The organism is Vibrio fujianensis (genome assembly GCF_002749895.1).
GTDB lineage: Bacteria > Pseudomonadota > Gammaproteobacteria > Enterobacterales > Vibrionaceae > Vibrio > Vibrio fujianensis.
Map to the genome: position 1 here is coordinate 96,619 of NZ_NBUS01000036.1, position 24,464 is coordinate 121,082.

Genomic DNA, 24,464 nt, shown 5'->3' on the forward strand with positions numbered 1-24,464 from the left:
ATTGACACTTTACAGACAGAAAAATGGTTACTTGGGAAGACATTCGCAATTATTGCACTGGGATACACCGCTCGGGGCGGCAATATACAGGCTCAACCTCGCCCCACCGCTAAGCTTTATGATGGGTGCGAGTGTTGAATAACGTTTACTTATGCGGGCGATTTCGACAATTGAAGGTGATTTTGTAGGTAGTGGGCAACGGCATCATCGGCGTTGCTACCAATGACTTCGTTATTGGGCAGCGCTCGTAGGACTTTTTCGTGTGCGGTCTGCATGACGAGCCCTTTGCCAGCCATGGTTAGCATCTCGACATCGTTCATGCCATCACCAAATGCGATACAGTTGGCCAGTGATAATCCAAGCGATTTTGCCACAACGTGTAACGCTTCCCCTTTTGATACCCCCGCAGCCATAATTTCTAGGCACCATGGCGTGGAAAAAGCGACGTTAACTTGTCCAGCAAAGCGTTGGTTTATCAGCGTTTCCAGTTGAACCAGCTGTTCGTGATCTTTACTTTGGTTAGTAAAGAAAATTTTTGCTACTCCGTCAGTGGGAGCATGATCGACATCGAAAACCTGATAGGTAAAACCGGAATCTTTGTGGAAGTGACGGAGTGCTTCATCTTCCCGATTCAGTAACCATTGATCATGGCGATATAGATGAATGTAGAGAGAATCATCGCTTTTGACTTGGTCAATGATGGCCTGAACGAGTTCAGCTGGTACACTTTTGCTGTACATTTCTTGGTTGTTTTTATCATGGACACGCGCCCCGTTGGCGGTGATCATATACGCTGGAATACCAGCAATTTCTCGAATACCCGCCACATCGACGTGGTGACGCCCGGTTGCAAACACAAAAGTAAAACCTTGTTGATGAAGATCCTTGAGTATCTGTTTTGAAAACGCGCTTAATTGATGGTTGGGTGCTAATAATGTGCCATCCAGATCGGAAGCTACAATTCGAAATGGAACCGTTTTTTGTTCAGTGGTCATATAACCCTCATTGTCGCAGGAAAGGTCGCCAAGTAAACGATCTTGGCCCGGTAGTGTAAGTGATAATCCGCTAGAAAAAGAGGGAAAAACTCCTCAGGTTGGCTTTCCTCTATTTCGATGGGGGCGAATTAAAATGATCCAATAGCGCCTCTAATGCTTGATTACGGTAGTGATCCTGCTCAAACAATAACTCATGTTTTGCGCCATCAATACGCTGCATACGAGCGTTTGGGTTGGTGCGTGCCAGTTGAGTGATAAAACGGGTTTGCGAGGCGTTGCTGACAATCGTATCGCATTCTGCTTGCAGCAGTAAGAGTGGAATCGTCAATTGACGCGTGTATTGCCGACACCGACGTGTCGTTTTTAGCGCTTGCCATACCCAGCGAGTACTTGGCCCTCCCAATTTCAGTTCCGGCTTTTCCTCATATAAGGCTCGAAACCATTGATAACGGATTGCACTGTGGGTGAGCGGGTTAATCGCGAACGGTTTGGCATAGTAAGGGCCATAACCGGGAGCATAATGAGGTGTCCGGTAGCGGTAAGTCAGCATACGGGCGAGGGGCTCAGCAACGGCACGTAACTGCCAAGGCATATGAATACCAAACATTGGAGCGCTTAGCGTGACAGCATTGAATGGATGCGTTGGATAAGTTTGTAGATACCGAGTGGCAATTGCTCCGCCCATCGAATGGGCTAATAGAAACCGTTGTGTATAGCGTTGTAAGTTGAAATGAGATACTAATGCCGCTAAATCACTGACATAGTCATCAAAAGAGTGAACATGGCCAATTTCTCTATCATCAAGCAGTCGATCAGATAAGCCTTGGCCTCGGTGGTCAAAAGAGTAAATGTCATAACCTTGATGGAAAAGATCGTAAAATAGCTCCTGATACTTCCACACCGATTCAAGTCGTCCATTGACGACCACGATCGCTTTCGTGTGCTGTGATGAGGTCATCGAGCACCAATACAGGTTAATATTATCCTGAGTTTGGTAGTGTGCTTGGTGGCAAGCCTGCTCCCACCATGGTGCGATATGCTGCTGCATCAAGTGCGGAAAATACGATTCTTGACTGTATGTGTGCAACATGACTTCGTCTGATCTTTGCCTAAGTTTCAAGGTCCAGCGTGATGCTGAGCTTAGCTAGCATAAGCGAGTGGCTGAAAATTGCAATGGTTCGGGTCAATAGGCTTTAGTACTGGCAAGATCGCCCAGCTATATCAATAGACGCGAACAACAGGTAAAAAAAATAACCAGAGTTTAGTTCAGGGTTATGAGACCAGTAAGGTATGATAGCGTGGCGAAATATTTGAGAGGTAGTGATATAAAACAATCATGTGTGAGGCGGAAATGTATACCACCTATGTAGCAAGGCAACCAATTTTTAATGCTAAAAAGCATACTCTTGGTTATGAGCTATTGTTTCGTGATGGAGAGCAAAATGCGTTTCCTCGCCAAATGGATTCTGATCGAGCCACCTATCGCTTAATCGTGGAAAATTTTTTGAGTATAGGTACTAATCCGTCGATAGAGTATTCTCGCTGCTTTATTAACTTTCCTTATAAAAGTTTGCTACGTCGTTTACCGCTGACTTTACCTAAAGAGCAGATTGTTGTTGAAGTCCTTGAAACCTGTCCACCAACTGATGAATTGTTTGCGGCGATTCTAGACTTAAGTCAACGGGGCTACCTGATTGCATTAGATGACTTTGTTTACAGCGCGGAATGGGAGCGTTTTTTACCTTATGTGCATATTGTCAAATTGGACGTGATTGACATGGGGATTGAGCAAGCATGTCGTGTTGTCGAGCAGCGATTGGCGGCGGGAAGCAAGCGGCGATTTTTAGCTGAGAAAGTAGAAACACAAGAACAGTTTGATCTGGCTCGCCGTGCGGGATTCAGCTTCTTTCAGGGGTACTTTTTTAGTAAACCGCAAGTGATAAAGTAGCGCTACCTTAGCCCAGAACAGCTCATCTCGATGCGGCTGTTTCAGGAGGTTTGTCGACCTTCAGTTGATTTTGAACGAGTTGAGCAGATCATTTCACAAGACTTGGCGCTCTCTTATAAGTTGCTGCATTTTGTTAATCGGCTTTCACCTCGCTTGGCGGTTTCTATCGCGTCTTTTCGTCAAGCTTTAGTGTACCTTGGACACGATCAATTAAAGACATTTGTCGCTTTGACGGTTGCGTCTTATGTTTCAGTCAAAAAACCGCAAGAACTTTATCATTTATCGCTACAACGGGCGCAATTTTGTCAGCGAATGTCGAAGCGAAAACCGTTTGATAAATACCAAGATCAGGCCTTTTTAATCGGTTTGTTTTCAGTACTGGATGCCTTGTTTGATACTCCACTAGACCGTTTGCTTGAGCAGTTACCGGTGACTCAAGCGATTAAACAAGCGCTGAATAAGCGAGAAGGTCCATTTGGTCAATTGCTTAACCTTGAGGAATGTTTTGAACAAGCGGATTGGCAGGGAATAGAAAGCCATTGCACTACCTTAGGCATTGCAATGGCGGATGTGACGCAAGAACTGAAAGCGGCTCAACTGTGGAGCCAAAAAGTGAGACGTTGTTAACCGAAAAGGTTGGCGGTAAGTGCTTGTCTTTGGGGAGCTCAAACCGCCAGCCAAAATTTTAAGTTATAGGGTTATGGATTTATTGCAGCCAAGCGTTCAGCATCCAAACCAATTTTTCTTGTTCACGAATATAATCGCCCATTTGAGCACTGGTTCCCTCATCACCCACTTCGGCGGCCAGCGATAAAATCGTACGCTGCTGAGCTATCAATGAACTAAATCCAGCTAATAAGCCTTGCATGGTGCTTTGACCATCAGTGGCATTGGTGTGTTCTTTAATTTCTGTTGTCGTTAGGTAATCGCTAAAGCTGTGCAAAGGTTGCGCGCCCAAGGTTAGGATACGCTCTGCTAATTCATCAATTTTGACTTGCAAGTCAGTGTAAATTTCTTCGAATTTCGCATGCAGTTCAAAGAATTCTTTACCTTTAATATTCCAGTGGTAGCCACGAGTATTCATATAAAATACTTGGTAATTAGCCAATAAACGATTTAACGATTGAGCGAGTTGTTGGCTTTGGGTGTTGTCTAGGCCGATCAGATTGGTTGTCATGTTCTCACCTCATGTAAGTGTTTATCAATTAAGTGGATTTATTTGAAATCTGGTAAACATCATATGCCTCTCATGGTCGTCTTGAAAGGTGATTCTATGCATCGTGTTGATAGGTAATAACGATTAATCTTCTTATTCTTGGTCGCTGAAAAACACGTTGCTTGTTTAGCGCGTCAATGCAAAATGGAGAAATTTACGTCCTTGATAGGTGAGTTCTCCTTGATCGCCGGGTTTTAAAGCATGGAAATAGTGAGGGCCAACTTGAAACTCTCTTTTCGGGCCCAATCCTTTTTGAACGTAAATCCAATATTCTTGATCTTCTTGATCGGGTAATGGGTGAGGGATGTCGATAATCTGCTTATCTAAAATAGTGACAAAGGCTTGGCGTTGCGGAGCATTTTCGCCTTGGATATGACGGCGATAAAAATGCAAAAATAGCCATAATCCGCTAATGAATAAAGCGATTAAGCTAATCAATAGTAATAATAGTGGTGACATAACTCACTCCAAAGTGGAAACATTAATAAATCGTTAGTGATATCTTATGGGGAGTTGGCTGCAATAATCTGTATATGTTGGCATGATATGACGATATTTTTCGATTGATCTCACATTTCGCTGTCGATATTGAGGTTTAATTGACAAGAATGTAGCACTTATCTTGATGAGTAAGTGACAATATGGTGTAGATAGCGTGAGTGGCTATGCAAGGAGGCCGTTATGTCAGAGATAGAACAAGTTGTATTACGAACGCGAAGATTAGAAACCTTGCTTCGTCAGCAATATCATGCGCAAGGTAAGGGATTACATCAATTGATCTCAAGCTGTGAAGAGCGCTTACCGCATGATGTGATTGCAAGGCTCAGATATATAGCGACCATTCGCAATAAAATTGTGCATGAAGATCACTATCAATTAGAGGATAGAAAAGCTTTTTTTACTGTGTGCGGTGAGTGCGAAAAAGTCTTAACCCCTCGCAGTAGTCGCTTTGTATGGCGAGCTGCATTGGCTTTAGTCACGTTAATGACGTTAGCAGCCATGCTCTTTTATTATATTCACTGGGATGAAGTCTCAAAATATCTTCCTAGCTCGTTATAACGCTAGCGATATTCAACGTAATGAGCAGCAATAAAGATTGAGCAAAGGTGCTTATCAATAAACAAAAAAGACGCATTTGCGTCTTTTTTGTTTATTGATAACGAATTAGTAAAGTAACGGCAGTGTCATTAAGCCAACGATGACTGCAATCATTACCAATCCCTGTTTTTGAGATGAAGAAATCATAACACTGCTCCTCTGTTTGTCTCATCCTATGTTTTTAGAATAGCACCACTTTACAGCCTTGATCAAGTGGATCTATCTTAAGCCTTTAAAAAAAGCACTTTGTAGTATGATATCTGGATTTTTTTGCAGATTAAACCATGAATTATGAGCTGTTTATCTCTTGTTCTTTTCGTATGGCATTAATGCAAATATAAATTAAATTATTGATATTTAAAGGATTGTTTTTGTTTATTTAATGTTCTAATGTTAGGTTTGTTTGGGTTTTATGGCTTGCTTGGGCTAAATTGTCATTTTTTGGTGAATTCTCGTTTTTTAAGAAAAGAATAGAACAGGACAGCAGAGAGCATGGTTTGACCTGAACTCAGAATCGTTGATTTACTTTTAACTGTTATTTTTATCGATTAGATATCTTATAGGTTGCTTTAAACTTATGTAAATTTGCTTTATCATTTTAAGTAATTGTTTTTATATGTTTTTTAATCTTTATTCTTGTGTTTTAATTTTTGATTTTATACTTTTTGTTTGATTTATAGATATTTAAAATGATGTTTTTAATCATTTGGTGGCCCTATCGCCTTTTTGATGGGGGACTTTGATAGAAAGCGAACATAGCACTATCGAGCGGTATGGATTCGCAATCAAGATCCAATTTTTGCAGTTGGTTTCTGGACTTCATTGGTGACAAGCCTACACTGGCGGCAGATTTCACAAGAGGTATCGACATGTGGAGCTGGATTTCTGTCGGATTATCGGGATTCATCAGCATTTCTGCGTTTGAAAACCATAATCTTAAGCAAGCATTACTGTTTAAAAATATAACGCCAGTATTATTACTGGCGATGCTTGTTGAGCAAGCTGGTGATTGGTCCTCGCCAAGCATATGGGTGGCGATCGGGTTATTGGTTGCGATGTTTGCTGACAGTTTACATCTTCTTGGTAAGTGGCCGAAATTTTGCTTTTTTGCATTTGTTGCGGCACAACTGTGTTACAGCAGAGCATTTTGGGTTCAGCTTTCTGGAACCATCGTTTGGTGGTTACCTGCATTGTTACTTGCAACCAGTATCGTGGCTTTTTTCTTGTTATTACCCCAGTTAGATACCTTGATTTTTCCCGTTACGATTATGGGGATTATTCTCGTTCAGCTGGCTTGGGCTTCTGGAGATGTGTGGTTAAAGTCACCTTCATGGGGCGCGCTGGTTGGTTTTGTTGGTAGCTTGATTTTTATCTTATCGGCAGTATTACTGGCTATTCATGATTATCGGCATGCTCTACCTTGGGGGCAGTATTGGATTTCAGGTAGCTATTTATTGGCTCAAGCACTGATTGTTGCCTCGGTACTTTAATTGGCTAGATGGACAAACTAGCCACATCATTATTAATGTGGCTGGTTACTTTGGTCAACTTGCTTACGCTTTATATTACTTCACTATGTTCGGTCGTCATTGCGTTACGGACGAACAGCCGGTAGCAGACTTGTCCTGCGTTCTTTTCTCGATATAAGTGCCAAGATTCAGGGAAGGTCGTGCTTGCTAATTCTTTTTCGCTTTCCACGTAAATCAGAGCTTGCTCAGCCAACCAACCTTTCTCTTCTAATAAATTGATGGTTTGGTGTAGCAATCCTTGTCGAAAAGGCGGATCAATAAAGACTATATCGAACGGCTGCCCATCTTGTTGCAGGTAGGTCATCGCATCGGTATTGATAGCATGGATATTGGTCGCTTTTAAGGTTGCAATATTAGTTTTGAGTTGAGCATAAGCGGTGGCATTCAACTCAAGCAAGGTAACATGCTCGGCTTGTCGAGAAGCACATTCAAAGCCTAATCCTCCAGAGCCTGCAAAAATATCAAGACATTTCGCATGCGCAATATCTTGTGCTAACCAGTTAAACACAGTTTCTTTGACCCGATCAGTGGTGGGACGTAGTCCTTGGGCATCATGAACAGGAAGCTTTCGTCCTCGCCAAAGGCCACTAATGATACGAACATGGCCATTGGGGAAGTGTTTTTGTGATGAGGTTTGCTGGCGAGGTTTTCGCATAGATTTTTTGACCGCTAAATAAGTGTTATTATAGCCAATCTGCTGGTTTCTTAGCGAAAAGCAGAAAGCAGAATTTAATAGAATGATCAAGTGTACCAAGTGAATAGAAAAATTTTCACTGCTTTGTCATTTTTCTTTCTCTGATCCGCAATAATTCGGTTAGAGAGACATTATCGCTTAGTCAGACTCAGGATATTCCCAAATGACGGAAAAAAAGAAGCGTGGCTTATTGTCATGGCTCGGTTTTGGTGATGAACAGCCGAATCAAAATGGATCAACCTCATCAGAAACCGAAGCAACAGATGCGACCCAGTCAGATGAATTGATCGAAGCATCATTATCCACTGAGGTTGTCACTGAACCAAGTGAAGAACAGACTTTCTTAGCCGAAGCCGAAGCCGAAGCGCCAAGTGCACGTGTTCAAGAGCAAGAAAAACCCACAGAAAGCTTTTTTGTGCGCTTAAAGCGTAGCCTTAGCCGAACAAAAGCCAATATTGGGTCAGGTTTTTTTGGCTTGTTTAAAGGCAAAAAAATTGATGATGAGTTATTCGAAGAGTTAGAAGAGCAGCTCTTAATGGCGGATGTCGGGATGGAGACCACCCTAAAAATCATTGCCAACTTAACAGAAAAAGCCTCGCGTCAACAATTGCGTGATGGCGAAGCTCTTTACGCACTACTGAAGCAGGAAATGGCTGAGATCCTTACTCACGTTGATCAGCCGCTCGTTATTGACCAACAAGCAACGCCATATGTTATTTTAATGGTGGGTGTGAATGGGGTTGGGAAAACCACCACGATAGGTAAACTGGCAAAACAGTTTCAAGCTCAAGGTAAGAAAGTCATGCTGGCGGCTGGGGATACTTTCCGTGCGGCCGCAGTTGAACAATTACAAGTGTGGGGAGAGCGTAACCAAGTTCCCGTCATTGCACAACATACCGGAGCCGATAGTGCCTCGGTGATTTATGATGCCATTGAAGCGGCCAAAGCGCGTGGCGTGGATGTGGTGATAGCCGATACCGCTGGACGATTGCAAAATAAAGCGAACTTAATGGAAGAGCTGAAAAAAATTGTCCGAGTGATGAAGAAGATCGATCCTCAAGCGCCGCATGAAATTATGCTGACGTTGGATGCCGGAACCGGACAAAATGCAATTAGCCAAGCGAAGCTATTTAGTGACGCTGCACCGTTAACTGGGATTACGCTAACCAAATTAGACGGCACCGCAAAAGGCGGAGTGATCTTTGCGATTGCCGATCAGTTTACCATTCCTATCCGCTATATCGGTGTTGGTGAGGGAATTGATGACTTACGCCCATTCTCAACTGAAGAATTTATTGATGCTTTATTTAGTCGGGATGAATAATAGGTAGTGATACATTTTTCTTACTTGAAGATGCAGCGATGTTGGTTGCGTTCGTTTACCTCTATCACATAGGCTGTCTATGCTCATGGGGATAAACTTACTTGCCGCTTACCTGCAACGACAAGTGGTTTGGCTATCGTTTAAGCAATCACATTTAGCCTTGGCATGAGTTTGTTATGTGTTTAATAGGGGAATAGCGGGTGATTAAGTTTCAACAAGTCAGTAAAGCCTATCGAGGTGGCCGCCAAGCGCTTCAGAAAGTGGATTTTCATTTGCGTCGAGGAGAAATGGCTTTTTTAGGTGGCCATTCAGGCGCAGGAAAAAGCACGTTACTGAAATTGATCTGTGCTATCGAGCGGCCTACAGATGGTAAAGTCAGCTTCAATGGGCACGATATCACCCGCATCCCTAATAAAGATATTCCTTTTTTACGACGTAATATTGGTATTGTGTTTCAAGATCATCGACTACTTATGGATCGTCCTGTGTTCGATAATGTTGCATTGCCGATGCGAATCGAATCTATTTCAGAATATGAGGTAAAACGTCGAGTTTCGGCAGCACTAGATAAAACGGGTTTATTAGATAAAGCTCGTTGTTTACCCAGTCAACTCTCCGGTGGTGAGCAGCAACGTGTCGGTATTGCTCGTGCGGTTGTTAATCGACCGACGTTATTGTTAGCCGATGAGCCAACCGGAAATTTGGATCCCGAACTTTCTAATCGTATCTTACGATTATTTGAGGAGTTTAACCGAGCCGGGGTGACGATTTTACTCGCAACCCATGATATTCATTTGGTGCATTCGCGCCCTCAATATCGCCATATGGAACTCAACCAAGGCTTCTTGAGTGAGGTAGATGAATATGGTCATTAAAAAGAAAGTGAATAAACAACGTGGGCAGCAAAGAGTACAACGAGACTCCTTCTTTACGGTACAGATGAAGCAATCCAAAGCGGCCTTTTCTGCATTATGGCAACGTCCATTAGGAAATATTCTGACGTTAGCGGTCATTTCGATGGCGTTAACACTACCGGCAAGTTTATATTTACTCACCAAAAATATTGCCTCTGTTGCCGTTAATGTTGCAAGCCCATCACAAATTAACCTGTATATTCAAGAAGGAACTCCTGAGCCACGAATCATGGTGTTAAAAGACCAGATTGAGCGCCGTAGTGAAGTGGCAACGGTGGAATACATTTCGCCACAGCAAGGTCTTGCTGAACTCAGCCAATACGCAGGCTTTGATCAAGCGCTAAGCCTATTGGATGAATATGCCTTGCCAGCGGTCTTGGTGATCTCACCGAGTATTGACGATAATGAGATGATAAAACAACTTGCCCACACTCTGCGTGAAGAGGCAAATGTTACCGATGTCCGTTTAGATGAAGATTGGCTAGCCCGGTTAGATGCCATTCGACATCTGGTTTTGATTGTGGTGGTGAGCCTTTCATTATTAATGCTTTCATCTGTTTTTCTCATTGTTGGTAATACGTTACGTTTTAATGTGCAGGCCAATAAAGACGAAATTCAAACGATGAAACTGATTGGTGCAACCGACAGTTATATTTTACGCCCTTACCTGTATTCCGGAATGTGGTTAGGTTTGCTCGGCTCGTTTTTTGCGTGGCTAATGACGGCCTTAATTACGGTGGTGTTGAATGACGCGGTCTCTGCATTAGCAGCTTTATACGACAGTCGTTTTCGGATGATTGGCCTAAGCTGGGATGAGTCACTCCTGTTATTGATGGTAGGGACGTTTTTAGGCTGTATTGCGGCACAGATTTCAGCGAAACGGCATTTAAAAGAAATTGAACCTATTTAAGTTGTTGAGGTCTAGGGTCTGTTTATCTTTCGCGGTTAAAACACTTTTAGCCGAACCCTTCGGGCAGCGTTTGTAGCTCCTTTCTACGGCGTTATCGGCTTCTCAGGTAGAATAACTACATTTCAAAGCCTCTGCCTTGTATAAAGAAGCCACAAACTGCTGCAAAAATCAGCTCGAAAGATAAACAGACCTTAGTAATCTCGATAAATAAAGTAAATTTTTCTGTTCTCAATGCCTTCATTTTTTATTGGGCAAAGATATAATTATTGAGGCTAAGGTTTGTTTCTTGAGTGTGGCTTGTTAATGATCGGCAATCAACACTTGAAACCTGTTCATTTTCAGTTCAAGATTGATGGGTTAAAAATAACTCCAGATCAGAGATTGATGAGGATTTGAATGACTAACCAAGCGTATCCAATGGCTCTCGTTTCACAAGATAGCTTAGATAGCTATATCCGTTCAGTAAACAGTTACCCAATGTTGACTGCTGAAGAGGAACGTGAATTGGCGGAGCAATTACATTACTCAGGTGATCTTGAAGCGGCGAAAACGCTTATTTTATCGCATCTTCGATTTGTTGTTCATGTTGCTCGTGGCTATTCCGGCTATGGATTGCCGATGGCTGACCTTGTCCAAGAAGGAAATATCGGTTTAATGAAAGCGGTAAAACGCTTTAACCCAGAGGTTGGTGTTCGATTAGTTTCTTTTGCGGTTCATTGGATTAAAGCGGAAATCCATGAATATGTCTTGCGGAACTGGCGCATTGTCAAAATCGCGACAACGAAAGCACAACGTAAGCTGTTTTTTAACCTACGTAAGTCGAAAAAACGTTTAGGTTGGTTTAATAATGGTGAAGTCGAAACGGTTGCGCGAGAGTTGGGTGTTGAGCCGTCAGAAGTTCGTGAAATGGAGTCTCGGTTAGCAGCTCAAGATCCAACATTTGAATTTTCTGCTGAAGATGATGACAACCCAAATGCTTATACCGCACCGATGCTGTATTTAGAAGATAAGCAATCGGATATTGCTGACAATATTGAAGCCCAAAATTGGGAAAGTCATACCAATCAGCGTTTAAGTTTGGCTCTTGCAAGCTTAGATGAACGAAGCCAGCATATTGTACGTTCTCGTTGGTTAGATGATCAAAAAGCGACATTACAAGAGCTTGCCGATTTATACCAAGTTTCAGCGGAACGTATTCGTCAGCTAGAAAAAAATGCCATGAAAAAGCTCAAAGATGCGGTAGGCGAGTTGTAATTTAAATACCGCCGCTCCATATTTAAGAAGCCGGGATCCAGTGATCCCGGTTTTTTTTGTTTTCGATCTTAGTGCCGGATCATTCGGCGATTTTTCTGTGGATAACTCTGTGACAAAATTATTTGCTAACTGTCATCAAACAGGGTAAATAAAGGGTTGAACGCTGTTTTTTATTTGGGGATATGTTTTTTTACACACAGTAAAGTAAAGATCATTACAAGATGTTGTGGATCTAAATTTATCAATATACCTTATCAACGCAATTCACAGAATTATCCACAAATGATGAAAAAGCATTCAGCAGTGGATAACCTTAATCTCTCTGTGTACTTGTTCCGTGTGAGTTAGGTTACAATGTGCGCTATAAAATCAAGCCTCAACGAGAACAGTTATGGACCAGTTTCAGCATATTGATGTCATGTCTGCCCAATCATTATTGACCGAGTTAACAGCAAAACTAGTGGATATTCGAGACGCACAATCTTTTGCTCTTGCTCATCCACCTCAAGCTTTTCATTTAACTAACGATTCTATGATTCATTTTATGAATGACACCGATTTTGAACAGCCTATTTTGGTGCTGTGTTATCATGGTGTCAGCAGCCAAGGTGCCGCACAATATCTGATTAACCAAGGTTTTGAGCAGGTATATAGTATTGATGGTGGATTTGAAGCTTGGCAACGGGCCGGTTTACCGATAGAAACGAGTTAAGCGACGATGATAAAATTGATCACCCTAAATAACCCTCGAATGGCACAGTCTTTTATTGACTATATGGCTTCACGTCAGATTGAAGTGCAGATGGAAGTCGAAGAGGGGGAGCTATTTTCTTTATGGCTGATGGATGAGCAACATTGGACAGAAACGGAAAGTGAATTAAAACAGTTTTTGCGTTGTCCGCAAGATAGCAAATATCAAGCGGCGTCTTGGGATGTGGCAGAGACGCGTAAGCCGCACTTTTATTATGCTTCTCCTAGCCTTTTTTCGTTAATAAAAGCGAAAGCAGGCCCCATCACTTTGCTGGTGATGCTGGTGTGTGTCGCTAACTTTACTCTACAACAGTTTGGTTGGGCTCAGCAGGTATTTGCTGCTTTACATTTTCCGGCAGTTGCCGATCAGAAATGGCAACTATGGCGTTGGTTTAGCCATGCGCTACTGCATTTTTCTGTTATACATATTACCTTTAATTTATTGTGGTGGTGGCAATTAGGGGGAGATATTGAAAAGCGGTTAGGCAGTGGTAAGGTATTACAAATCTTTTTGATCTCAGCAGCACTCTCGGGTGCCGGGCAATATTGGGTTGAAGGCGCGAACTTTGGCGGCTTATCCGGCGTCGTTTATGCCTTAGTGGGTTATTTATGGATTGTAGGCTGGCGGGTTCCTGAGTTGGGATTAACTATGCCTAAACCGTTGATTGGATTTATGTTGGTTTGGTTAATTCTAGGTTTTGTTCAGCCGTTTATGGCGATCGCAAACAGTGCACATCTTGCTGGGCTGATCTGTGGTTTGTTATTGGGTTGGTTAGATATCGGACGACTGAAAAAAACAAATCAAAAGCATCAATAGAATGCTTTTGATTAAGAGCAGTCTTGGACATTTATTGATAAATATACTTCGTGAACAGTAAGTCAGCAATGAGCATGCGCCCCGTTTCTGGCAATAAAATATCATTTAATTGCTCAACTAAAGTTTTACGTAAGTTTTCTCGCCCAGCCAGTGACTTTATCGCTTCTTCCGTTTGTTTTCCAAGCATCTCAACCACGGCATCTCGTATTAAAGGCTGGTGCAATTCGATCAGCGGCAGATCGGCATTATTCGCGACCATAATATCAATCCTGACTTGAATATAGCCCAACTGTTTACCTTTAGTGTAAAAGTTAGTGGTAAGATCGGGTTCAAGAGTAAAGTAAGCCAACTGTGGTTTATTTTCTTCAGTTGCTTGGCTTGGGTAAGCGGTTAGCAGGCCAAAGGCGAGCATTGTTGGAACTAAATAACGTTTAAGCATATTTGTGCCTGTTCTTTGTTCTGTTCACGATATTCGAATCGCCTGAGTCTTGTTACAATAGTGCATCTGATGGTAAAGAAATGCTTAACTAGAGCTTACACACGAGTCGTGTTGCTGTATTCAAGCGTTATTGTATGATGGTTAAGCATTATATTGAATAATAGTATGAAGAGAATAACTCCGCTCTATCTTTCTGCGTTACAGCAAGTAAATTGGCAAATACCAGCAGAATTTAGCTATCCAAGCGAGTTGGCTAGGTCTTGGTTGCTCGAGCAAGGTTCATTATCGCGTTTGATGAGTCAACACTGTCAAACATTACAAGTTAATCTTTGTGAGCATCACTGGGCTGATCCCAAACAGTTGGCGATCGATGAAATTGCCTTGTTATCGCAAGAGCGTTGTTTATTACGGCAAGTCATCTTATCTGGCGACAGCCATCCTTGGGTGCTTGGTCGAACCTTGATTCCTCAAGCCTCATTACACGATCAACCGATAGATCTGACCTTGCAGGGTAATATTCCACTTGGTTTAACGGTTTTTAGGTGTGAGAACGTTAACCGCGATGCACTGCAAGTGGGATGGGCAAAAACGTCACAGGGGCAACTACTTGCTCGACGTTCACGTTTATGGATGAATGATAAACCCATGTTAGTCGCAGAATTATTTCTTCCGGATTGTCCTGTGTACACTAAGGAGAGTGTGTAAATGACAGTAGCAAAAGCGCGTGCTTATTGGCAGTTAATGCGCATGAATCGGCCGATTGGCTCATTACTTTTATTATGGCCAACCGTATGGGCGCTGATCCTTGCTGCACAAGGAATACCCGATCTCAAAGTGTTGCTGGTCTTTATTGTGGGAGTCTTTGCGATGCGATCTGCGGGATGCGTGATTAATGATTTTGCTGACCGTCATGTGGATGGGCACGTTAAGCGCACCGCTCAACGTCCATTGCCTTCTGGCATGGTAACAGCACAAGAAGCGATTATTCTTTTTGTTACCTTAGTTTTGTTCTCATTTTTATTGGTGCTAACCATGAATCCACTGACCATCAAGCTCTCTTTTGCTGGGGTGGTGTTAGCCTTTATTTATCCGTTTATGAAACGTTACACACATCTCCCGCAGTTTTTTTTGGGGTTAGCGTTTAGCTGGTCTATTCCGATGGCATGGGCTGCACAAGCCAATGAATTACCGATGGTGGTGTGGTTTTTGTTTGCGATCAATGTTATTTGGACCATTGCTTATGATACCCAGTATGCCATGGTCGACCGAGATGATGATTTAATCATTGGGGTTAAATCGACCGCTATTTTATTTGGTCGTTTTGATAAAATGATTATCGGAACTTTACAGCTTTTGACCGTATTATTATTGATGCTGCTTGGCTACGGTTATCAGTTAGGATCGAGTTATTATTGGGCTATCTTAATTGCTTGTGGCTTATTTGTTCACCAGCAACATCTCATTCGACATCGTGAGCGTATGCCTTGTTTTCAAGCTTTTCTTAATAATAATTACGTTGGTATGGTGGTTGCTGTTGGTTTATTTCTCTCTTTTCTATAATGGTTTATCTTGTAGAGCCATCAGGCATCCTTAATGGATGCCTGATGGCTTTTGCGCTTGCTAGCTGCTGCGCCATAACAGTATTGCTGGTATAACCTGGCTACCATTCCACTTGATAGATGCTTTCTTGGATGGTAAGTCGAACCTCCGGATAAAGCATGGCATACAGCGCTTGTGCCAAGGATTGGGTTTTTTCTAAATGACAATCGCCATTGCTCTCTAAATAACCTTGTTTGGTTAAGGTGACAAACAGCGCTGAGAAGACGCCTTTATCAAAAAACTCTGGCGCATTAATGCCATGTAATCGGCCTAGACGCTGAGCGATTTCTTGGCTCTTACTTTCTAACTCTGCCTTATCCAGTTCAGGATTAGCCACCAGCAGATTTAAAGCAATCGCATAGCGCTGTAAGGTTTCTAGAATAGTTCGACCAAGTAACATCAATACCTGCGTTTGTGCTTGGTTAATTGTGACGTTACCATCATGTTGGGTGAGCATTTGCTGTGCTTCTAATTCTGCCAGGTAGTGCTCAACAACTTGGGGGAGTTCTTCTTCCTTATAGCTCAAAAAGAGTTCTTGTTTGAGAAATGGATATACCTGTGCGACATGCTGCTGGATTGCCGCGACCGACATCTGCTGTTGACGAATCAACATCTGAGCAATTAATGATGGGAGCGCAAGTAGATGAATAATATTGTTGCGATAATAGGTCATCAAAATGGATTGATTACGATCGAGGGAAATAATATCCCCCATGGTATCGGTTTCCACTAAAAACTTATCTAAAGACTCAGCATGTAAAACTAATTGTTCTGCACTTTCATTTGGTACGGTGAAGGTATTGGAATACGGTACATTGCGCAGCAGCGACAAGTAACATTCAATTTGCTTGACTAAATTATCCCGAGCGAGCGCACGTTGACGTGAAGCGAGTAATGCAGTTGCGCATAATGTCATCGCATTGGCCGCCGCTGCATCGTTAATATGGGTCATCATTTTGGTGGCCAACTCATTGACCACAGAAGTCATCCATTGTGGTTTACTGGCTCCCATTGGGTCGATCGCTTGGGTCCATTCTGGTACGTGTTCATTTAGAAATTGATTAAGTGGAATCGGTTCCCCAAAGTTTACGTAGCCTTGTCCAAAATTGCGTAGTTTGCGCAAGGTACGAAAAACGAGCCCAGCATTTTCTTTTTCTTTACGCTTACCTCGTAGTTCTTTCGCATAAGTACTGACTTCCATAACATGCTCATAACCAATATACACGGGCACCAGGGTTACTGGACGATTAAGTCCGCGCAACATCGCTTGAATGGTCATCGCGAGCATACCCGTTTTCGCCTGGAGCAAACGCCCCGTTCTTGAGCGTCCTCCTTCACTAAAATATTCCACGGAATAGCCTTTAGCGAACAGTTCTGCTAAATATTCTCGGAAAATGGTGGAATAAAGTTTATTTCCTTTAAAACTGCGACGAATAAAAAAGGCACCGCCACGGCGGAAAATTAAGCCAGCTGGAAAGAAATTTAAGTTAATACCTGCGGCGATATGGGGCGGCACCATGCCTTCGTGATACAGCACATAAGAGAGTAATAGATAATCCATGTGGCTCCGATGGCAAGGAACATAGACAATTTCATGTCCATCTTGTGCGAGCTTCCGAACGCTAGCGGCATTATTTATATTTAAACCTTGATAAATTCGGTTCCATAACCAACCCAGAATACGATCGCCTTTTTTGATTAAGGAGTAGGAGAAATCAGCCGCAATTTCATCAAGGATGTTGTGTGCTTCTTTACGTGCTTTTTCAAGCGAAATATTTTTACTATTCGCTTCATCAGCAATGGCTTTCTCAATCGCCGGAGAATGCATTAATCGTGTAAATAATTGGTGACGCTGAGGAAGGTTTGGCCCTGATGCTGCAAGTTTTTGACGAGAAAAATGGATTCGTGCGACGCGGGCTAATTTGTGGGCAATTGAACTATCGGTGCCATGGGCATCAGCCATATAACGTAGCGAAACGACAGGGCTAAAACGAACCAAACAATCTCGGCCAGACAACAGAACGGCTTTGGCTTTTTGTGGGCCGTTTAGCATTTGTAAGTACGGTTTCTCACGCCCTTCTTTACCTGGTTTTCTTCCCCATAAAACAGTCGCTGGGATCATCTGAACGTCCAGCTCAGAATCTAACTGATGTAGGCTAAGGAGTTCGGTAAAGGTTGAGATGGACTCACTAGGAACATGGTTATCATCTTGTAATAAGGTTGGACGTGAGGAGATAAAAACATAACGTTTTAGCTGGTGTCCATTGATAACGAGTGGCGTAAGCGGGTCGGGTAAACCTGCGCGCCGAGCGTGTGTTTGTAATGTCAGTAAATCAACATTAGAGCGAAACGGTAGCGCATAGACGACCGGCTTATTGAGGTCGATGCTAAGATCATCAATTGGATTTGACGGAATAGCTGTCCCCTTAACCAGTACCGAAAGCGGTAATTTAAGCAGGGAACGTGAAAATGAGTGTCCGGAAGACATAAGAGTTTAAGGCCTCGAGAATACATACAAAAACTTAAACGGCTTACTTTTGTTTAGTCGTTGCTCAAAAGGAAGATGCTTAAGTCGGAGTCTTTTTTGGATCGCAAGAATACCAGAAACTGGTCAAACCTTTTAATAATATTGCTCAACATAACGTCATTTTATCGATGTTATGATGAGTTATGCGGCCATCGTCGGAAAGCAAACCAATAGGTACTATACCCATGAGCCTGGTAGGAATGACTCAAAAACCAGTAATCTGGATTGCTTTTCCATTATTACTGGATATACTCACAGTTAACTGTATAAAAAGACAGGTGAGTTATGAAGCCGTTAACGCCACGCCAGCAACAAGTTTTCGATTTAATTAAAAGTAAAATTGAAGAAACAGGTATGCCACCGACTCGAGCGGAAATAGCTCGTGAACTCGGTTTTCGTTCTGCCAACGCAGCTGAAGAGCACCTAAAAGCGCTTGCTCGTAAACAAGTGATTGAGATTATTCCAGGTGCTTCGCGAGGCCTGCGAATTTTACTGGGAGCAAATGATGAAACTCAGGACGACGGGCTGCCGCTCATTGGCCGTGTTGCTGCGGGAGAGCCGATTCTCGCGCAAGAGCATGTCGAAGCTCACTACCAGGTCGATCCGAGCATGTTTCGTCCGCAGGCCGACTTCTTATTGCGTGTCCAAGGCGAAAGCATGAAGAATATTGGTATTATGGATGGTGATCTGCTTGCGGTGCATAAAACTCAAGATGTTCGCAATGGGCAAGTGGTAGTGGCTCGAGTTGAAGATGATGTCACTGTTAAACGGTTAGAACGTAAGGGTGCGAAAGTTTTTCTGCATGCAGAGAATGAAGCATTTGCACCGATTGAAGTTGATCTTACTTGTCAGGAATTAGCGATTGAGGGGGTGGCCGTCGGTATTATTCGCAATACCGATTGGATGTAGAATTCCTTCCAGTAAAGAATCTTGCTAATCTAACTGATATTCATTATCATCTTCTTTATGGCGTCATAAGGAAGATGGTTATGCCCTCAAAAAAGACAGATTCATCCGCTTATCATGTTCCCGTTCGGTTACTGCAGCCGCTTTGGTTACGTAGCCGAGAAAGCTTAGTTGATGATGGTTTAGTTTATGACCCCATGGCCACTAGCGCTTGTCAGCGTTGTCATTTAGCACCTGAGTGCTTTGCGGGTGATATACATCAAAAACAACTATTACACGTCACGTTAACGCGGCTGTGCGATCAACTGGTTCAGCAGTTCCTTAAACATTACCCAGAGGGTTGGGTCGTCAATGTTGGTGCAGGGCTCGATACTCGTTTCTACCGGATTGATAATGGTCGTTGCCATTGGTTAGAAGTGGATGTGACTGAACATCTTCTTTGGCGGCAAAAGCTTTTCCACCGCAGTGAACGTTATCAACACTGCTGTGGCAGCGTCGAGACCATTAATTGGCTGGAATGTTTACCGATCCCTGAATCTGCTCCTGTGTTTATCTTATGCGAGCAAGCTTTGTTAGATTGCAATGCACAACAAGTGGCGCATTTTATTCGCTCAATTGGCCTGCACTTCGCTCATGCGCAGGCTTGTATTATTTTAGCTGGGGATAAAACCGATACTCGTTTAGGGCAAAAAATGGGCTCAGGCAATTATCGACATGGTTTTTCTCACCCAGATCAGGCGGTATTACACTGTTTACCTTGGGCGAATCAGGTTACTCTGTTTTCTCCTCTGGATCGTGATTGTGGACGTTGGAAATTATGGCAACGCTTCATGAGCAAGTTTGGTTACGTAAAACAGCGCTTCACGCCTGTGGCTGCTCTCGTTTGCTGGTAGTACTTACACTGATAGTCGTTACATAGCTGTTAGGCAGAATTTTCGTTACACTGATGCCTTCATTTCTCGAGGGCTATGGCGTGCAATCCATCATTCAAACATTGTCTAATCGTTCTCTTCATCGGCAGGTTTTACTGCTGTCTATTCCGATGGTGTTGTCAAATATTACTGTTCCCTTATTGGGGGTGGTTGATGCGGCCGTGATTGGTCACTTACCACATGCTTGGTATCTAGGAGGCGTGGCCTTAGGAAGCAATTTGATCAGTGTGGCATTTTGGTTGCTGGGTTTTTTACGTATGTCGACGACGGGCTTAACCGCACAAGCCTATGGTGCGGATAATGCTCAGCAATTAGCGCGAGTTTGGTTACAAGGCATCCTTATGGCGTTAGGGTTTGCAACGCTATTTTTACTTTTTCATCGTGGGATCGCGGAGGCGATTTTTTCTATCAGTCAGGCCAGTGAACAAGTCAAAACCTATGCGATGCAGTATTTTGTTATTCGATCTTGGAGTGCCCCCGCGGCGTTAATCAATCTCGTATTGCTGGGATGGTTGTTGGGCACACAAAATGCTAAAGCTCCGATGTGGATGGTGATTATTACTAATCTTACCAATATTGGATTAGATATGTTTTTTGTGCTGGGATTAGGCTGGAAAGTACAAGGTGTTGCGGCGGCCTCGGTGATTGCTGATTATGTTGGCATGAGCTTTGGATTATTATGTGTGTGGCGGTACTGGTGTGCAAAATCGTTACCATCACCATGGTCTTTGTTGGCAGAAGCCTCACAGGGCATGAGCCGTTTTATTCGCCTAAATCGTGATATTTTCCTTCGTTCACTGTGCTTGCAAGCCGTATTTAGTTTTATGACCTTTCAAGGCGCAGCATTTGGTGATCAGGTTGTTGCGGCGAATGCGGTATTAATGAGTTTTCTAATGATGATCTCCTATGGCATGGACGGTTTTGCTTATGCAATAGAAGCCATGGTCGGCAAGGCGATCGGAGCCAATAGTCAGCAGCAACTCAAAGCCTCTATCATTGGTAGTACTTTCTGGAGTCTACTGATTTGTCTAGGTTTAACCGTGATGTTCTCGGTGGCAGGGACATGGCTGATTAGTCTCATCACCAGTATTGAAGACGTCCAGCAAACAGCTCAAGCTTTTCTTCCTTGGTTGGTGGCCATGCCGTTAATTTCCATGTGGTGCTTTTTATTGGATGGTATTTTTATTGGCGCAACGAAAGGGAAGGAAATGCGCAATAGTATGTTTATTGCTGCTTTGGGCTTTTTTATTTTCTTCACTCTGTTTTCTGCTTGGCAGAATCATGCTTTGTGGTTCTCCATGCTGGCTTTTATGGCATTACGTGGTATGACGTTAGGCTGGCGATTGATAGGGCTGTGGCGATACGGGCTATTTTTCGAAAAGGGATAAATGTGCTCCCCAAGCATGGTAAACGGTTGGGGAGCTTTTTTTAAAAGAGTCGATTTAAGCCATTGAGCGCCGCGACGCGATACGCTTCTGCCATGGTTGGGTAGTTAAATGTGGTATTCACAAAATACTCAATGGTGTTCGCTGTTCCTTTTTGTTCCATAATTGCTTGGCCAATATGAATGATTTCAGCCGCACGTTCCCCGAATACGTGAATGCCTAAAATTTCCTTTGTCTCTCGATGGAACAAAATTTTTAGGCTTCCGATATCTTTTCCTGAAATTTGTGCTCTCGCAAGATGTTTAAACGACGAGCGGCCCACTTCATAAGGAACTTTCGCGGCCGTAAGTTCTTGCTCAGTTTTCCCCACCGAGCTGATTTCAGGAATGGTATAAATTCCGGTTGGAATATCTTCAATCAGTTTATTACTGGCTTGCCCTTGAGTAATGGCTTGGGCGGTAAAGCGGCCTTGATCATAGGCAGCGCTGGCAAGGCTTGGATAACCGATCACATCACCTACGGCATAAATATGTTCGATATCAGTTTGGTAGTTGTTGTTGACCGCCAACTGGCCGCGTGAGTCTGGGCTGAGTCCAACAGAAGAGAGATTGAGTTTATCGGTATTTCCCGTTCGTCCATTGGCATACAGTAGGCAATCTGCTTTCATTTTTTTGCCAGACTGCAAGTAAACAATAACCCCATCGTCGGTGCCTTCCACTTTTTGATAGGTTTCATCGTTACGGATCACGATACCACTATTCCAGAAGTGATAAGAGAGTGCATCTGAAATTTCATTATCCAAGAAGGCGAGTAAGCGATCCCGCGTGTTTACTAAATCGGTTTTAACCCCTAAGCCACGAAAAATAGAGGCGTATTCGCAGCCGATGACTCCTGCACCGTAAATAATAATATGTTTGGGGTCATGTTTAAGGTTGAGAATCGAATCACTGTCATAGATGCGAGGGTGACTAAAGTCGACATCACTTGGTTGATAAGGTCGAGAGCCTGTAGCGATCACAAACTTATCCGCTTGGTAATGTTCCACACTACCATCCTCTTTGCTAACCGCGACAGTTTGTGGGTCAACAAATTGAGCAGAGCCAAAAATAAGAGAACAGTGATTACGATCGTAAAAACCTTGGCGCAAACGAGTTTGCTTATCAATCACCGATTTTGCATGGTCGAGAATCGATGAGAAATTAGCGTAGAGGCTGGTGTTATTTTTACAAAATAGAGGGTTACGATTAAATTCAATAATTCGGCTAACAGCATGGCGTAGTGCTTTGGAGGGAATGGTTCCCCAGTGTGTACATCCTCCGCCAACACTGCTTTCTTTTTCGATAATGGCGACATTCATACCTGCTTTTGTTAAGCCCATGGCGGCTCCTTCTCCGCCTGGACCACTGCCGATTACGATGACGTCAAAGTGGTGATTCTGTGCCATAAAGTGTCCTTGTTATCCATGCTTTGTCTGACTGTAGCGAGATTGTAACGAATTAGTCAGTGAGGTAAATCTTGTTGCTTTCAGAGAGTGTTTAGGATCACGTACTTTCATGGTGTGGGACCGAGATTGATTGAATCATTGAATAGAAGATTGCTCCTAAGCAGAACGAGGTAACGAGGTAATGAGAGAGTCGACAAGTCTTTGTCTTGCGTTATAGTATTGAGTCGATTTTCATTGATAGAACGGATCCAGTATGAAACCCACGGGAATTCGCGCACAACAAAAAGAAAAAACCCGCCGCTCATTGATTGATGCTGCTTTTCGTCAACTCAGTGCGGATCGCAGCTTTTCCAACTTGAGCCTACGTGAAGTTGCCCGTGAAGCGGGGATCGCCCCGACCTCGTTCTATCGCCACTTTAAAGATATGGATGAGCTAGGCTTAACCATGGTGGATGAAGGCGGGCTGTTATTACGACAGTTAATGCGTCAAGCCCGCCAGCGCATTGTTAAAGAAGGGAGTGTCATTCGAACCTCAGTTGAAACCTTTATGGAATTTATTGACAGCAGCCCCAATGTATTTCGTCTGTTGCTGCGTGAGCGTTCTGGTACATCCTTTGAGTTTCGTACCGCAGTGGTGCGTGAAATTGAACATTTTTCAGCAGAGTTAACCGAGTACTTAATTAATACAGGCATGTCACGTGAAGAGGCCATGGTGCAAGCTGAAGCATCAGTGACATTGGTATTTAGCTCCGGCGCTCAAGCTTTAGATTTAAATCGACAAGCGAGAGAGGAATTAGCTGAGCGATTAATAATGCAACTACGCATGATGGCAAAAGGGGCTCTCTGGTATCGGAAGGAACGGGAACGAAATCGATTAAAAGGTGGAATAGACTAATGACGAAAAAAACAAATAATCATTATCCAAGCTCTGAGCGTAAAACCTTGGTGTTAGCATTAATCTCGGGTATGTCCGGAGATGCCTTACTATCTTGGCTTACCATGAGTGAAGTCACATTCTCGATCTTTCCCTTGATCGCTTTAGTTTTATCGGTGCAGGCTCTCTATCAGCAGTATTTACGTCATCCTGTTGCCGAAGATATCCCGTTGGTGAGTCTGGCCTGTTTCTTTGTTGGAGCATTTGGCCATTCTGCGTTTATTAAGGCTCAATATCCTGATAGTGGTTCAAACTTACTTTCTCTTTTTATTGTCTTAGCCCTTTTATTGTGGATCGGTAAAAAGCTCGGATTTATTGGCCGTCGCCACTGAATAGCTTAAGCGAAATAATGTCAATCTTTCCAGAACAAGAAACGAGCCATTTGGCTCGTTTCTGCTGTTTATTGGTTGTCTTTACGCTCTAACATCACACCTGCTTCTATGTGGTGGGTAAATAGTTACATAATTCCATAGGTGTCCACCAATGTCTTTGAATGTAATTTAAATCAATGCTTTATGGTTATTTGTCTCTATTTGTTTTCCATTGACGTCTTTATGGGTACAATAGAAATCGCGTTATTGCCGTACCCCACACCGTACCCAGGATTTAGTTAGAGAGTTGCTTATAATGACAAAACGAATAAACAGCAATGCCACACTACAAGCTCTGAAGCCAAAAGATAAAGAGTATTTAATCCCAGATAAAAAAATTGAAGGGCTGAATATACGTGTTCGTCCTACCGGTACAATGACATGGACATTTCGTTTTCAGATTGGAAAGAAACACGAAAAAATCTCTATGGGGCGATATGTGAAGTCAAAACCTGAGCAGGGTATGACATTAGAGCAG

24 protein-coding genes and 1 pseudogene are annotated in these 24,464 nt (G+C 43.1%); 17 read left to right on the plus strand and 8 right to left on the minus strand.

All coding sequences use genetic code 11. From position 1 onward, the window contains the following. Nucleotides 1-149: 149 nt before the first annotated feature. Complete coding sequence (locus B7C60_RS02960) at nucleotides 150-995, minus strand: Cof-type HAD-IIB family hydrolase (protein ID WP_099610360.1); 846 nt, start codon at nucleotides 993-995, stop codon at nucleotides 150-152. Nucleotides 996-1,104: 109 nt separating this feature from the next. Next, the gene (locus B7C60_RS02965; protein WP_099610361.1) at nucleotides 1,105-2,085 is read right to left on the minus strand and encodes an alpha/beta fold hydrolase; all 981 of its coding nucleotides are present in this window, start codon (nucleotides 2,083-2,085) and stop codon (nucleotides 1,105-1,107) included. Nucleotides 2,086-2,346: 261 nt separating this feature from the next. Here B7C60_RS02965 and B7C60_RS02970 point away from each other — a divergent pair. Next, nucleotides 2,347-3,570 (plus strand): annotated as a pseudogene (locus B7C60_RS02970) (EAL and HDOD domain-containing protein). 79 nt (nucleotides 3,571-3,649) lie between these two features. Here B7C60_RS02970 and B7C60_RS02975 read toward each other — a convergent pair. Next, complete coding sequence (locus B7C60_RS02975; protein WP_099610362.1) at nucleotides 3,650-4,120, minus strand: Dps family protein; 471 nt, start codon at nucleotides 4,118-4,120, stop codon at nucleotides 3,650-3,652. A 165-nt stretch (nucleotides 4,121-4,285) separates the two neighbouring features. Next, nucleotides 4,286-4,618, minus strand: coding sequence for a DUF2500 domain-containing protein (locus B7C60_RS02980; RefSeq protein WP_099610363.1), 333 nt, complete (start codon nucleotides 4,616-4,618; stop codon nucleotides 4,286-4,288). A gap of 222 nt (nucleotides 4,619-4,840) precedes the next feature. On the opposite strand from B7C60_RS02980, the gene B7C60_RS02985 reads away from it, so the two are divergent. Both B7C60_RS02985 and B7C60_RS02995 read left to right on the plus strand, forming a co-directional pair. Further along, entirely contained in the window at nucleotides 4,841-5,218 is a 378-nt protein-coding gene (locus tag B7C60_RS02985; protein WP_099610364.1) for a DUF4145 domain-containing protein, read from the plus strand. 908 nt (nucleotides 5,219-6,126) lie between these two features. Continuing rightward, nucleotides 6,127-6,747, plus strand: a complete 621-nt coding sequence (locus B7C60_RS02995) for a lysoplasmalogenase (RefSeq protein WP_099610366.1) — start codon at nucleotides 6,127-6,129, stop codon at nucleotides 6,745-6,747. Between the two features lie 70 nt (nucleotides 6,748-6,817). Here B7C60_RS02995 and rsmD read toward each other — a convergent pair whose 3' ends face one another. After that, nucleotides 6,818-7,441, minus strand: a complete 624-nt coding sequence (gene rsmD / locus B7C60_RS03000; protein WP_099610395.1) for a 16S rRNA (guanine(966)-N(2))-methyltransferase RsmD — start codon at nucleotides 7,439-7,441, stop codon at nucleotides 6,818-6,820. Nucleotides 7,442-7,643: 202 nt separating this feature from the next. On the opposite strand from rsmD, the gene ftsY reads away from it, so the two are divergent. The 6 genes from ftsY (at nucleotide 7,644) to glpG (ending at nucleotide 13,449) form a co-directional block, all read left to right on the plus strand. Further along, nucleotides 7,644-8,804, plus strand: a complete 1,161-nt coding sequence (ftsY, locus tag B7C60_RS03005) for a signal recognition particle-docking protein FtsY (RefSeq protein WP_099610367.1) — start codon at nucleotides 7,644-7,646, stop codon at nucleotides 8,802-8,804. 200 nt (nucleotides 8,805-9,004) lie between these two features. Then, nucleotides 9,005-9,679 carry a cell division ATP-binding protein FtsE gene (gene ftsE / locus B7C60_RS03010; RefSeq protein ID WP_099610368.1) on the plus strand — a complete coding sequence of 225 codons (675 nt, stop codon included), beginning with the start codon at nucleotides 9,005-9,007 and terminating at the stop codon, nucleotides 9,677-9,679. Continuing rightward, nucleotides 9,669-10,628 (plus strand): permease-like cell division protein FtsX, encoded by a 960-nt coding sequence (gene ftsX, locus B7C60_RS03015; RefSeq protein WP_099610396.1) that lies wholly within the window; start codon nucleotides 9,669-9,671, stop codon nucleotides 10,626-10,628. The genes ftsE and ftsX overlap by 11 nt, the downstream gene beginning before the upstream one ends. A 396-nt stretch (nucleotides 10,629-11,024) precedes the next feature. After that, nucleotides 11,025-11,882 carry an RNA polymerase sigma factor RpoH gene (rpoH, locus tag B7C60_RS03020; RefSeq protein ID WP_099610369.1) on the plus strand — a complete coding sequence of 286 codons (858 nt, stop codon included), beginning with the start codon at nucleotides 11,025-11,027 and terminating at the stop codon, nucleotides 11,880-11,882. A 391-nt stretch (nucleotides 11,883-12,273) separates the two neighbouring features. Further along, nucleotides 12,274-12,594 (plus strand): thiosulfate sulfurtransferase GlpE, encoded by a 321-nt coding sequence (gene glpE / locus B7C60_RS03025; RefSeq protein ID WP_099610370.1) that lies wholly within the window; start codon nucleotides 12,274-12,276, stop codon nucleotides 12,592-12,594. Between the two features lie 6 nt (nucleotides 12,595-12,600). Further along, entirely contained in the window at nucleotides 12,601-13,449 is an 849-nt protein-coding gene (gene glpG / locus B7C60_RS03030; RefSeq protein ID WP_099610371.1) for a rhomboid family intramembrane serine protease GlpG, read from the plus strand. A gap of 31 nt (nucleotides 13,450-13,480) precedes the next feature. Here the strand turns inward: glpG and B7C60_RS03035 are convergent, their stop codons facing one another. After that, nucleotides 13,481-13,888 (minus strand): flagellar basal body-associated protein FliL, encoded by a 408-nt coding sequence (locus B7C60_RS03035; protein ID WP_099610372.1) that lies wholly within the window; start codon nucleotides 13,886-13,888, stop codon nucleotides 13,481-13,483. A gap of 165 nt (nucleotides 13,889-14,053) precedes the next feature. Here B7C60_RS03035 and B7C60_RS03040 point away from each other — a divergent pair, with 165 nt between their 5' ends. Beyond that, nucleotides 14,054-14,593, plus strand: coding sequence for a chorismate lyase (locus B7C60_RS03040; protein WP_099610373.1), 540 nt, complete (start codon nucleotides 14,054-14,056; stop codon nucleotides 14,591-14,593). Further along, a complete protein-coding gene (gene ubiA / locus B7C60_RS03045; protein ID WP_099610374.1) occupies nucleotides 14,594-15,448 on the plus strand; it encodes a 4-hydroxybenzoate octaprenyltransferase in 855 nt (284 codons plus the stop codon). 100 nt (nucleotides 15,449-15,548) lie between these two features. On the opposite strand, the gene plsB is transcribed toward ubiA, so the two are convergent. Then, nucleotides 15,549-17,975, minus strand: coding sequence for a glycerol-3-phosphate 1-O-acyltransferase PlsB (plsB, locus tag B7C60_RS03050; RefSeq protein ID WP_099610375.1), 2,427 nt, complete (start codon nucleotides 17,973-17,975; stop codon nucleotides 15,549-15,551). Between the two features lie 324 nt (nucleotides 17,976-18,299). Between plsB and lexA the strand changes: the two genes are divergently transcribed. The 3 genes from lexA (at nucleotide 18,300) to dinF (ending at nucleotide 21,240) form a co-directional block, all read left to right on the plus strand. Next, a complete protein-coding gene (gene lexA, locus B7C60_RS03055; protein WP_099610376.1) occupies nucleotides 18,300-18,923 on the plus strand; it encodes a transcriptional repressor LexA in 624 nt (207 codons plus the stop codon). A 74-nt stretch (nucleotides 18,924-18,997) separates the two neighbouring features. Beyond that, the gene (locus tag B7C60_RS03060) at nucleotides 18,998-19,813 is read left to right on the plus strand and encodes a class I SAM-dependent methyltransferase (protein ID WP_099610377.1); all 816 of its coding nucleotides are present in this window, start codon (nucleotides 18,998-19,000) and stop codon (nucleotides 19,811-19,813) included. Between the two features lie 53 nt (nucleotides 19,814-19,866). Further along, nucleotides 19,867-21,240, plus strand: coding sequence for an MATE family efflux transporter DinF (dinF, locus tag B7C60_RS03065; RefSeq protein ID WP_099610378.1), 1,374 nt, complete (start codon nucleotides 19,867-19,869; stop codon nucleotides 21,238-21,240). A 40-nt stretch (nucleotides 21,241-21,280) separates the two neighbouring features. Here the strand turns inward: dinF and sthA are convergent, their stop codons facing one another. Beyond that, nucleotides 21,281-22,681 (minus strand): Si-specific NAD(P)(+) transhydrogenase, encoded by a 1,401-nt coding sequence (gene sthA, locus B7C60_RS03070; protein WP_099610379.1) that lies wholly within the window; start codon nucleotides 22,679-22,681, stop codon nucleotides 21,281-21,283. Nucleotides 22,682-22,934: 253 nt separating this feature from the next. Here sthA and fabR point away from each other — a divergent pair, with 253 nt between their 5' ends. From fabR to B7C60_RS17665, 3 genes are all read left to right on the plus strand, one after another. Then, nucleotides 22,935-23,576, plus strand: coding sequence for an HTH-type transcriptional repressor FabR (gene fabR, locus B7C60_RS03075; protein ID WP_099610380.1), 642 nt, complete (start codon nucleotides 22,935-22,937; stop codon nucleotides 23,574-23,576). Next, nucleotides 23,576-23,947 (plus strand): YijD family membrane protein, encoded by a 372-nt coding sequence (locus B7C60_RS03080; protein WP_099610381.1) that lies wholly within the window; start codon nucleotides 23,576-23,578, stop codon nucleotides 23,945-23,947. Before fabR ends, B7C60_RS03080 begins: the two co-directional genes overlap by 1 nt. 295 nt (nucleotides 23,948-24,242) lie before the next feature. Continuing rightward, on the plus strand, nucleotides 24,243-24,464 hold a 222-nt coding region (locus B7C60_RS17665; RefSeq protein ID WP_245868457.1), incomplete at its 3' end, for an Arm DNA-binding domain-containing protein.

Bases quoted from the DNA above. Each gene is read 5' to 3' on its own strand.
- B7C60_RS03040 (WP_099610373.1), top strand. From the start codon at position 14,054: ATGAAGAGAATAACTCCGCTCTATCTTTCTGCGTTACAGCAAGTAAAT.
- ftsY (WP_099610367.1), top strand. From the start codon at position 7,644: ATGACGGAAAAAAAGAAGCGTGGCTTATTGTCATGGCTCGGTTTTGGT.
- glpG (WP_099610371.1), top strand. From the start codon at position 12,601: ATGATAAAATTGATCACCCTAAATAACCCTCGAATGGCACAGTCTTTT.
- B7C60_RS03060 (WP_099610377.1), top strand. From the start codon at position 18,998: ATGGTTATGCCCTCAAAAAAGACAGATTCATCCGCTTATCATGTTCCC.
- B7C60_RS03035 (WP_099610372.1), bottom strand. From the start codon at position 13,888: ATGCTTAAACGTTATTTAGTTCCAACAATGCTCGCCTTTGGCCTGCTA.
- rpoH (WP_099610369.1), top strand. From the start codon at position 11,025: ATGACTAACCAAGCGTATCCAATGGCTCTCGTTTCACAAGATAGCTTA.
- ubiA (WP_099610374.1), top strand. From the start codon at position 14,594: ATGACAGTAGCAAAAGCGCGTGCTTATTGGCAGTTAATGCGCATGAAT.
- sthA (WP_099610379.1), bottom strand. From the start codon at position 22,681: ATGGCACAGAATCACCACTTTGACGTCATCGTAATCGGCAGTGGTCCA.
- B7C60_RS02960 (WP_099610360.1), bottom strand. From the start codon at position 995: ATGACCACTGAACAAAAAACGGTTCCATTTCGAATTGTAGCTTCCGAT.
- rsmD (WP_099610395.1), bottom strand. From the start codon at position 7,441: ATGCGAAAACCTCGCCAGCAAACCTCATCACAAAAACACTTCCCCAAT.
- plsB (WP_099610375.1), bottom strand. From the start codon at position 17,975: ATGTCTTCCGGACACTCATTTTCACGTTCCCTGCTTAAATTACCGCTT.
- B7C60_RS03080 (WP_099610381.1), top strand. From the start codon at position 23,576: ATGACGAAAAAAACAAATAATCATTATCCAAGCTCTGAGCGTAAAACC.
- B7C60_RS02965 (WP_099610361.1), bottom strand. From the start codon at position 2,085: ATGTTGCACACATACAGTCAAGAATCGTATTTTCCGCACTTGATGCAG.
- B7C60_RS02995 (WP_099610366.1), top strand. From the start codon at position 6,127: ATGTGGAGCTGGATTTCTGTCGGATTATCGGGATTCATCAGCATTTCT.
- dinF (WP_099610378.1), top strand. From the start codon at position 19,867: ATGCCTTCATTTCTCGAGGGCTATGGCGTGCAATCCATCATTCAAACA.
- ftsX (WP_099610396.1), top strand. From the start codon at position 9,669: ATGGTCATTAAAAAGAAAGTGAATAAACAACGTGGGCAGCAAAGAGTA.
- B7C60_RS02980 (WP_099610363.1), bottom strand. From the start codon at position 4,618: ATGTCACCACTATTATTACTATTGATTAGCTTAATCGCTTTATTCATT.
- glpE (WP_099610370.1), top strand. From the start codon at position 12,274: ATGGACCAGTTTCAGCATATTGATGTCATGTCTGCCCAATCATTATTG.
- fabR (WP_099610380.1), top strand. From the start codon at position 22,935: ATGAAACCCACGGGAATTCGCGCACAACAAAAAGAAAAAACCCGCCGC.
- lexA (WP_099610376.1), top strand. From the start codon at position 18,300: ATGAAGCCGTTAACGCCACGCCAGCAACAAGTTTTCGATTTAATTAAA.
- B7C60_RS02985 (WP_099610364.1), top strand. From the start codon at position 4,841: ATGTCAGAGATAGAACAAGTTGTATTACGAACGCGAAGATTAGAAACC.
- B7C60_RS02975 (WP_099610362.1), bottom strand. From the start codon at position 4,120: ATGACAACCAATCTGATCGGCCTAGACAACACCCAAAGCCAACAACTC.